Genomic DNA, 8,824 nt, shown 5'->3' with positions numbered 1-8,824 from the left:
CGCCCGCCCCTTCCGGCGCGCCGCACGCCAGTGGCCCCGGCGGGCCGGGGCCGGGGGCCGTGCCGGCCCGTGCCGCGTGAGTGGCGGGGCACAGGCCGAGCGGTCGGGTCAGTCGGTGGTGGAGAGCTCCTGGCCCGCCTCGTCCAGGAGGGTGCGGTCGGCGATGGGGGCGGTCAGGGCGAGTTCGCCGGTCTGCTGTTCGGCCAGGGCGATGCACTCGCCGTCGGGGGCGGGGGAGGTGGCTTCCACGGTGACGCGGACCGTGTCGTCCGACTCGTCGGCGACCAGGGTGTACTCGTCGCAGACGCCCGCCCAGAAGGTGATCGTCAGGGACTCGTCGTCCGGAGCGTAGGACTCGACCGTCATGCCGGTCTCGTCGATCGGGCCCGGGTCGGCCGGCTGTTCGCCGCTTTCGCCGGGGGAGCCCTCACCGGTCTCACCGGTCTCGCCGGAGCCGGCGGCCGGTTCGACGCGGTGGTCGACGGCCGGCCAACTCGTCGCGAGAACACCGTCGGTGGTGAACAGCCAGGACGGCACCAGCACCGGCGAGCCCTCCGACTGGTGCAGGACCAGCCCGAGTTCCGCCGTGGCTTCCGCGTTCTCCGGCTTGTCGGTCTCGGTGACGGGACCGCACTCCAGCGGTTCGCCGTCCGCCGGCGGCATCGGCTCGGCGGGGCCGGAGCCCGTGCCCACGCACTGCGGTTCGGCCGGGGCGATCACGGGCCGGTCGGGGTCGGTGTTGTAGGCGTCGAGCGCCTGCTGGGCGCCGATCGTGGTCCGCTCCTCGGCCGGCTCAGGGAGGGCCAGCGCGCCGTAGGCCATCAGCAGTGAGCCGTCGGCGTCGTAGTGGAGCTCCGTCTCCAGGCCGACCGTCGGCAGGCCGTCCACCAGCGGCACCGCCTGCACGGTGCGTGTCGAGCCCGCCACCTGGTCCGCGGTCAGCCGCGCCGTGTCGGCGTCCAGGCCGAGGGCCGTGAGCAGGGGTTCGGCGGCACGCAGCGCCTCGTCGGCGCCGATCGGCTCCGCCGACTCGGTGGGGGCCGGTTCGGCCGCGGAGACCGAGCCGCCGTAGGACCAGAAACCGGGCGCCTGGCGGAGCACGGTCAGTGGCGGCAGCTCGGCGTCGGGGCCGGCGGCCGTCCAGGTGTCGCCCGACGACTCCCGCAGCTCGCCGTCCACCCCGAGCGTCTCGGCGAGACCGGCCGCCGCCTCCTCGGTGACCGCGCCGTCCTGGTAGCGGTAGATCGAAGCGCGCTCCGGCGCCTCCGGCAGCTCGCCCGCCGGCACCAGCGCCGCGTACGACCCCCAGGGCAGGCCGGCCGAGTCGTCCAACGGCAGGGCGCCGTCGGCGGCGCCGCCGCCCGAGCCGGCCGGTTGCGTCTCGGGGGCGGAACTCCCGTCACCCCACAGGCTCTGCGCCCCGAAGACGCCGCCAGCGATCAGTGTGACGGCGGCGGCCACCGCCGTCACCGCCGGCCACCGGCGGCGCCTCGGCTCGTCGGCCGGCGCCTGGGGCGTCTCCGGCGACTCCGCCGTTTCGGAGGTCTCGTCGTCAGCCACGTGCTTCTCCCCGCTGGTCGGTCACGTAGACAGGTCATTTGATATGCCCGTTGGACGGACCCTGACGGTGCGAGGTTCCCGGGCCGATAACCTTGTCCTTCCTTCGACGCCACTTCCCTTCGACGACACTCCCGGGAGCGACCCCATCGTGCGCATCGCCGTGTCCGGTTCCATCGCCAACGACCATCTGATGACCTTCCCAGGCCGCTTCGCCGACCAACTGGTGGGCGACCAGCTGCACACGGTCTCGTTGTCGTTCCTGGTCGACTCGCTGGAGGTGCGACGCGGCGGGGTGGCCGCCAACATCTGCTACGGCATGGGCCAGCTCGGTGCCAGCCCCATACTGGTCGGCTCCGCGGGCGCCGACTTCGACGAGTACCGCGACTGGCTGGACCGACACGGCGTGGACACCAGCGCCGTCCGCATCTCCGAGATACTGCACACGGCGCGCTTCGTCTGCACCACCGACGCCGACCACAACCAGATCGGCTCCTTCTACACCGGCGCCATGAGCGAGGCCCGGCTGATCGAGCTCAAGAGCGTCGCCGACCGGGCCGGCGGGCTCGACCTCGTGCACATCGGCGCCGACGACCCCGAGGCGATGATGCGACACACCGAGGAGTGCCGCGTCCGGGGTATCCCCTTCGCCGCCGACTACTCCCAGCAGCTCGCCCGGATGGAGGGCGAGGAGATCAGGGCCCTCACCGACGGCGCCACCTACCTCTTCCACAACGAGTACGAGAAGGCGCTGATCGAGACCAAGACCGACTGGTCGGCCAAGGAGATCCTGGAGCGGGTCGGCACCCGGGTCACCACCCTCGGCGCCCGCGGCGTCCGGATCGAGCGGCGCGGCGAGCCCGACATCGAGGTCGGCTGCCCGGAGGAGACCGTCAAGGCCGACCCGACCGGCGTCGGCGACGCCTTCCGCGCCGGCTTCCTCGCCGGACTGGCCTGGGGCGCCTCCCTGGAGCGCAGCGCCCAGGTCGGCTGCATGGTCGCCACCCTGGTCATCGAGACCGTCGGCACCCAGGAGTACACGCTCAACCGCGGCCCGTTCGTCGAGCGGTTCGCCAAGGCCTACGGCCAGCCGGCCGCCGACGAGGTCCGGGCGCACCTCAGGTAGCCGCCCGGGGCCGTCAGGCCAGCCGCCGCACCCGGTAGGTGTGTCGGGTCGGCTCGCCCAGATACTCCTGACCGCGCATCGCGCACCAGGCCGGGATGTCCAGGCGGGCCGCCTCGTCGTCCGCCAGCACCGTCACCACGCCGCCGACCGGCACCCGGCCGATCGCCTTGGCCAGCTCGATCACCGGAATCGGGCAGAGCCGGCCGAGCGAGTCGACGGTCACCCCGTCGGCCGCGTCCGCCCCGTCCGCCCCGTCGGCCCCGTCCGCCGCGTCCGTCCGCTCGGCGGCCGGCGGGGGCGGCGCGTCGAGCCGGCCGCGCACCCCGGCCACCACCTCGGGCAGCACCGCGAGAAACCGCGCCACGTCCGCCTCCTCCGTCCCCGGCGGCAGCGACACCCGCACGTTCCCCTCCGACAACACGCCCATCGCCCGCAGCACATGGCTGGGCGTCAGCGTGCTCGACGTGCACGAGGAGCCGGACGAGACCGCGAACCCCGCCCGGTCGAGGCCGTGCAGCAGCGCCTCCCCGTCCACGTAGAGGCAGGAGAACGTCACCACGTGCGGCAACCGGTGCACAGGGTCGCCCACCACCGCCACGTCGGGCACCGACTCCGGCACCCGCGCCCTGACGAGTTCGACCAGGCCGCGCAGCCGCGCCGCCTCCGCGTCCGCCGTCGCCCGCACCGCCCGCAGCGAGGCCGCCGCCGCCACGATCGCCGGGATGTTCTCGAAGCCGGGCGCGCGCCCCGACTCCCGCTCGTCCACCGGTCCCGGCGGCGCGAACCTGGTGCCCTTGCGGACCACCAGCAGCCCCACCCCCGAGGGACCGCCCCACTTGTGCGCGCTGCCGGCCAGCAGCGACCAGTCGCCCGGCACCGCGGACCAGCCGAGCGACTGCGCCGCGTCCACCAGCAGCGGCACCCCGGCCGCCCGGCACTCGGCCGCGATCTCCGCCACCGGCTGCACCGTGCCCACCTCGTGGTTGGCCGACTGCACGCACACCAGCGCCGCCGGCTCGCCGCCCGCGCCCAGCGCCTCGGCCACCGCCCCCGCGCCGACCCGGCCGCCCGCGTCGACGCCGACCTCCGTCACCGTGCCGCCCGCGTCCCGGTGGACCTCCGCCGCGTGCAGCACCGCCGAGTGCTCGACGGCCGACACCAGCAGCCGCCGGCCCACCCGGGCCCGGCCGGCCAGCGCCCCGGCGATCCCGGTGTGCAGCGCCCGCGTCCCCGAGGTGGTGAACGTCAGTTCGTCGGGACGGCAGCCCACCGCCTCGGCCGCCGTCTCCCGCGCCGCGTCCAACAGCAGCCTGGCCCGCCGCCCCTCGCGGTGCGGCCGCGCCGGATCGGCCCAGCCGTCCTCGAACGCGGCGAGCAACGCCTCCCGGGCGACCGGGTGCAGGGGCAGCGAGGAGGCGGCGTCGAAGTAGGTCACACGGCACGCTAACAACCGCCGGGCACCTGCGGCGACGCGAAGGATCCGTCAAACGCCCCCTCCCCGCGAGCCCCTCAGGAGCGTCGAGTAGGGTTTGGTCCGCATAAACATCCAAACCCTGCCCGTGTCAGGGCCGGCCCCCGCTCCGTGCGACGGCAGCCCGGAACCATGGGCGAGACTCTCGGGAAGGCGCTACGTGAGTCCCAACGGCTCCGACCGCTCGTCGCGGCGCCCGATGCGGCGGAGGATTCTGCCGCGGGCGCTGATCGCGGGCCTGGTCCTGGCAACCGCGACAGGTTGCACCTCCGAGGACTTTCCCCGCCTCGGCATGCCCACCCCCGTGACGGAGGAGGCGCCGCGAATCCTGTCGCTCTGGCAGGGCTCCTGGGCTGCCGCGCTCGCCACGGGTGTGCTGGTGTGGGGCCTGATCCTCTGGAGCGTGTTCTTCCACCGCCGGTCGAGGACCAAGGTCGAGGTCCCCCCGCAGAACCGCTACAACCTCCCCATCGAGGCGCTGTACACGCTGGTTCCGCTGATCGTCGTCTCCGTCCTCTTCTACTTCACCGCCCGGGACCAGACCGAGCTGCTGAAGACCTCCGAGGAGCCGGACCACATCATCAACGTGGTGGGCTTCCAGTGGAGCTGGGCCTTCAACTACATCGAGCCCGTCGGCGCGAGTGACACCGACCCGCTCACCGACCCGGCGCTGGCCGGCATCCCCGACCGGTTCAAGGACCGCTTCCCGGAGAACGCGGACGGCGTCTACGAGGTGGGCACCCTGCAGGACCGGAACCCGGAGACGGGCAACCCCGGGCCGACCCTGGTGCTCCCGGTGAACGAGACCACCCAGTTCGTCATCACGTCGCGGGACGTCAACCACTCCTTCTGGGTGGTCCCCTTCCTGATGAAGATGGACGCCATCCCCGGGCACACCAACTCCTTCGAGGTGACCCCGACCCGCGAGGGCGTCTTCATGGGCAAGTGCGCCGAGCTCTGCGGCCAGGACCACTCGCGCATGCTCTTCAACGTCGAGGTCGTCTCCGCCGAGGAGTACGACCGGTATCTCCAGGAGCTGGCGGACCGGGGCCAGACCGGTTACGTCCCGGCGGGCATCCCGCAGACCGGGCCCGCCGTGAACGCCGAGACCAACGAGGGTCGATCGTGACAACCGTCGAAGAGAGCCAGGCGGCTCCCAGCATCCAGCCACCGGCCCGGCGGAAATCCCGGGGCGCCATCGTCGTCAAGTGGCTCACCACCACCGACCACAAGACGATCGGCACGCTCTACCTGATCACCTCGTTCGCGTTCTTCATCATCGGCGGCATCATGGCCCTGGTGATGCGCGCCGAGCTGGCCAGGCCCGGCAGCCAGATCGTCACCAACGAGCAGTTCAACCAGCTGTTCACCATGCACGGCACGGTGATGCTGCTGATGTTCGCGACGCCGCTGTTCGCCGGCTTCGCGAACTGGATCATGCCGCTCCAGATCGGCGCCCCCGACGTGGCGTTCCCGCGGCTGAACATGCTGGCCTACTGGCTCTACCTGTTCGGCAGCCTGCTCGCCGTCGGCGGCTTCCTCACCCCGCAGGGCGCCGCCGGCTTCGGCTGGTTCGCCTACTCGCCGCTGTCCGACGCGATCCGCTCGCCCGGCGTCGGCTCCGACATGTGGATCATGGGTCTCGCGCTCTCCGGCTTCGGCACCATCATGGGCGCGGTCAACTTCATCACCACCATCATCTGCATGCGCGCCCCCGGCATGACGATGTTCCGGATGCCGATCTTCGTCTGGAACGTGCTGCTCACCGCGGTGCTCGTGCTGCTGGCCTTCCCGGTGCTCGCCGCCGCGCTGTTCGCGCTGGAGGCCGACCGGACCTTCGGGGCGCATATCTTCGACGCGGCCAACGGCGGCGCGATCCTCTGGCAACACCTCTTCTGGTTCTTCGGCCATCCAGAGGTGTACATCATCGCGCTACCGTTCTTCGGCATCGTCTCCGAGATCATCCCGGTCTTCAGCCGCAAGCCGGTCTTCGGCTACATCGGCCTGGTCGCGGCGACCATCATCATCGCCGGCCTCTCGGTCACCGTGTGGGCCCACCACATGTACGTCACCGGCGCGGTACTGCTGCCGTTCTTCTCCTTCATGACGTTCCTGATCGCCGTACCGACCGGCGTGAAGTTCTTCAACTGGATCGGCACCATGTGGAAGGGATCGCTCAGCTTCGAAACCCCGATGCTGTGGTCGGTCGGCTTCCTGATCACCTTCCTCTTCGGTGGTCTCACCGGCGTCATCCTGGCCTCGCCGCCGCTGGACTTCGCGATCTCCGACACCTATTTCGTCGTCGCCCACTTCCACTACGTGGTCTTCGGCACCGTGGTGTTCGCGATGTTCGCCGGATTCCACTTCTGGTGGCCCAAGTGGACCGGCAAGATGCTGGACGAACGGCTCGGCAAGATCACGTTCTGGACGCTGTTCGTCGGCTTCCACGGCACCTTCCTCGTCCAGCACTGGCTGGGCGCCGAGGGCATGGTCCGCCGGTACGCCGACTACCTGGCGGCCGACGGCTTCACCGCGCTCAACACCATCTCGACCATCAGCTCGTTCGTGCTCGGCCTGTCGATGCTGCCGTTCTTCTACAACGTCTGGAAGACCTGGAAGTACGGGGAGCCGGTCAACGCCGACGACCCGTGGGGCTACGGCCGCTCCCTGGAGTGGGCCACCTCCTCGCCGCCGCCCCGGCACAACTTCGTCTCCCTGCCGAGGATCCGCTCCGAGTCGCCCGCCTTCGACCTGCACCACCCCGAGGTCGCGGCGCTCGACCAGCTGGAGAACGACGACCGCGCGGCGCTGTCCGGAAAGGAGTCCGGCAAGTGAGGATCCAGGGACACCTCTTCACCTGGGTCGCCATCTTCATGCTGGTGGTGGCGATCGTTTACGGCGTGTGGTCCAAGGAACCGGTCGGCACCACCGCCCTGTTCCTCTCCTTCGCGCTGATGGCGATGATCGGGTTCTACCTGGTCTTCACCGCGCGCCGGACGGACACCGGTCCGCAGGACAACAAGGACGCGGACGTCGCCGACGACGCCGGCGAACTGGGCTTCTTCAGCCCGCACAGCTGGGCGCCGCTGGCGCTCGGCGCGGGCGCCGTCTGCGCCTTCATGGGCCCGGTGTTCGGCTGGTGGCTGCTCTACTTCACCGCGCCGTTCCTCGCCGTCGGCCTCTGGCTGTGGGTCTTCGAGTACTACCGGGGCGAGAACCAGACCCAGTGACCCCCGGCCCCTGACCGACCCTTCGGGAACCGGTCGGGAACCCCTTCGGGACCATCCGGCCCCCGGTGACGAGCCCTCCCGCTCACCACCGGGGGCCAACCCGTTTGCAGTCACTCGGCGTGCCGCTCCCGGGTACCGTCCGTACGTTGTGCCTATGAGTCACACACCTCGGATACAGCTCGGCTGCGCGCTGCTGCTGGCCCCGCTCGTCGCGGGCCTCGCCGGCTGCGGCGGCGGTGGCAAGCCCCTCGCGGGCGAGCCGTACGACGCCGTAGGGCAGCTCTCCTTCGGCTCCGCGGGGGACGGCGCCGAAGTGAACCCGGACGACCCGCTGAAGATCAGCACCAAGGGCTCCGGATCCAGGATCACCGACGTGATCGCCACCGACTCTGCCGGCCGCCGGGTCTCCGGCGAGCTGACCGCCGACGGCCGCGCCTGGCGCAGCACCGACCCGCTGGCCTCGGGCGCCGAGTACACCGTGCTCGTCGCCACCGAGAACGGCGGCGGCGCCGCGGGCCGCGGCGAGCACAACTTCCGCACCCGCGACTCGGACGCCAAGCGGCTCGACGTCACCTTCGGCCCCGAGGCCGGCACCTACGGCGTCGGCCAGCCCATCACGGCCGAGCTGAGCGAGGAGATCGACGACGCGAAGGAGCGCGCCAAGATCGAGGGCGCGCTCGAGGTGCGGTCCGAGCCACGCGTCGAGGGCGCCTGGCACTGGGTGGACGGCGGCGAGCTCCACTACCGCCCCAAGGAGTACTGGCCCAGCGACACGACGATCTCCGTCACCTCGTCGCTCGAGGGCCTCCCGATCAGGGACGGCCTGCGCGGCGGCGAGACCGACGCGCTGGAGATCAGCACCGGCGACCGGGTCGAGGCCGTGGCCGATATCGCCAACCACCACATGACGGTGACCCGCAACGGCGAGGAACTGCGGACCATCCCCATCACCACCGGCAAGGCCGGCTTCGCCACCAGGAACGGCAAGAAGGTCATCCTCGGCACCGAGTCCTTCGTCCGGATGACGGGCACCAGCATCGGCATCCCCGCCGGCTCGTCCGAGTCCTACGACCTGCCCGTCTACTGGGCCGCCCGGCTGACGTGGAGCGGCGAGTACGTCCACGGAGCCCCCTGGTCGGTCGGCTCCCAGGGCTACGACAACGTCAGCCACGGCTGCACGGGCCTGTCCACGGAGAACGCCCGCTGGTTCTACGAACTGGTCAAACCGGGTGACATCGTCGAGCACGTCAACGGCTTCGGCGACGACATGGCGCCGTTCGGGAACGGCTTCGGCGACTGGAACCTCTCCTGGGAGGAGTGGCTGAAGGGCAGCGCCCTCGGCGGCTTCTACCAGCCGCAGGACCGCGTCGGCACCCCTGGCCGCCTCGCCCCCCTGGCCTGACCGGCCGGGTCACGGCCGTCGGTTCTCCCCCTGTCTCT

7 protein-coding genes are annotated in these 8,824 nt (G+C 71.5%); 5 read left to right on the top strand and 2 right to left on the bottom strand.

Translation table 11 applies throughout. The features are described from left to right. Positions 1–108: 108 nt before the first annotated feature. Positions 109–1,560, bottom strand: a complete 1,452-nt coding sequence (locus tag E1283_RS25790; RefSeq protein ID WP_132820547.1) for a hypothetical protein — start codon at positions 1,558–1,560, stop codon at positions 109–111. 148 nt (positions 1,561–1,708) lie between these two features. Here E1283_RS25790 and E1283_RS25785 point away from each other — a divergent pair, with 148 nt between their 5' ends. Then, positions 1,709–2,683: a carbohydrate kinase family protein gene (locus E1283_RS25785; protein ID WP_165956239.1), complete on the top strand. Its 975-nt coding sequence runs from the start codon at positions 1,709–1,711 to the stop codon at positions 2,681–2,683. Positions 2,684–2,696: 13 nt separating this feature from the next. Here E1283_RS25785 and E1283_RS25780 read toward each other — a convergent pair whose 3' ends face one another. Further along, on the bottom strand, positions 2,697–4,118 hold the full coding sequence (locus tag E1283_RS25780; RefSeq protein ID WP_132820545.1) for a cysteine desulfurase/sulfurtransferase TusA family protein: 1,422 nt from the start codon (positions 4,116–4,118) through the stop codon (positions 2,697–2,699). 196 nt (positions 4,119–4,314) lie between these two features. Between E1283_RS25780 and ctaC the strand changes: the two genes are divergently transcribed. From ctaC to E1283_RS25760, 4 genes are all read left to right on the top strand, one after another. Continuing rightward, positions 4,315–5,283, top strand: a complete 969-nt coding sequence (gene ctaC / locus E1283_RS25775) for an aa3-type cytochrome oxidase subunit II (RefSeq protein WP_132820544.1) — start codon at positions 4,315–4,317, stop codon at positions 5,281–5,283. Continuing rightward, positions 5,280–6,989: an aa3-type cytochrome oxidase subunit I gene (gene ctaD, locus E1283_RS25770; protein ID WP_425086228.1), complete on the top strand. Its 1,710-nt coding sequence runs from the start codon at positions 5,280–5,282 to the stop codon at positions 6,987–6,989. The genes ctaC and ctaD overlap by 4 nt, the downstream gene beginning before the upstream one ends. Beyond that, on the top strand, positions 6,986–7,384 hold the full coding sequence (locus E1283_RS25765) for a cytochrome c oxidase subunit 4 (RefSeq protein WP_132820543.1): 399 nt from the start codon (positions 6,986–6,988) through the stop codon (positions 7,382–7,384). Before ctaD ends, E1283_RS25765 begins: the two co-directional genes overlap by 4 nt. 154 nt (positions 7,385–7,538) lie before the next feature. Beyond that, positions 7,539–8,786, top strand: coding sequence for a L,D-transpeptidase (locus E1283_RS25760; protein ID WP_132820542.1), 1,248 nt, complete (start codon positions 7,539–7,541; stop codon positions 8,784–8,786). The last annotated feature ends 38 nt before the right edge of the window (positions 8,787–8,824 follow it).

The organism is Streptomyces hainanensis (assembly GCF_004348415.1).
Lineage (GTDB): Bacteria > Actinomycetota > Actinomycetes > Streptomycetales > Streptomycetaceae > Streptomyces > Streptomyces hainanensis.
The sequence above is the reverse complement of the archived record's forward strand: the minus strand, read 5'-3'. Positions and strand labels throughout refer to the sequence as shown.

Bases quoted from the DNA above. Each gene is read 5' to 3' on its own strand.
- E1283_RS25760 (WP_132820542.1), top strand. From the start codon at position 7,539: ATGAGTCACACACCTCGGATACAGCTCGGCTGCGCGCTGCTGCTGGCC.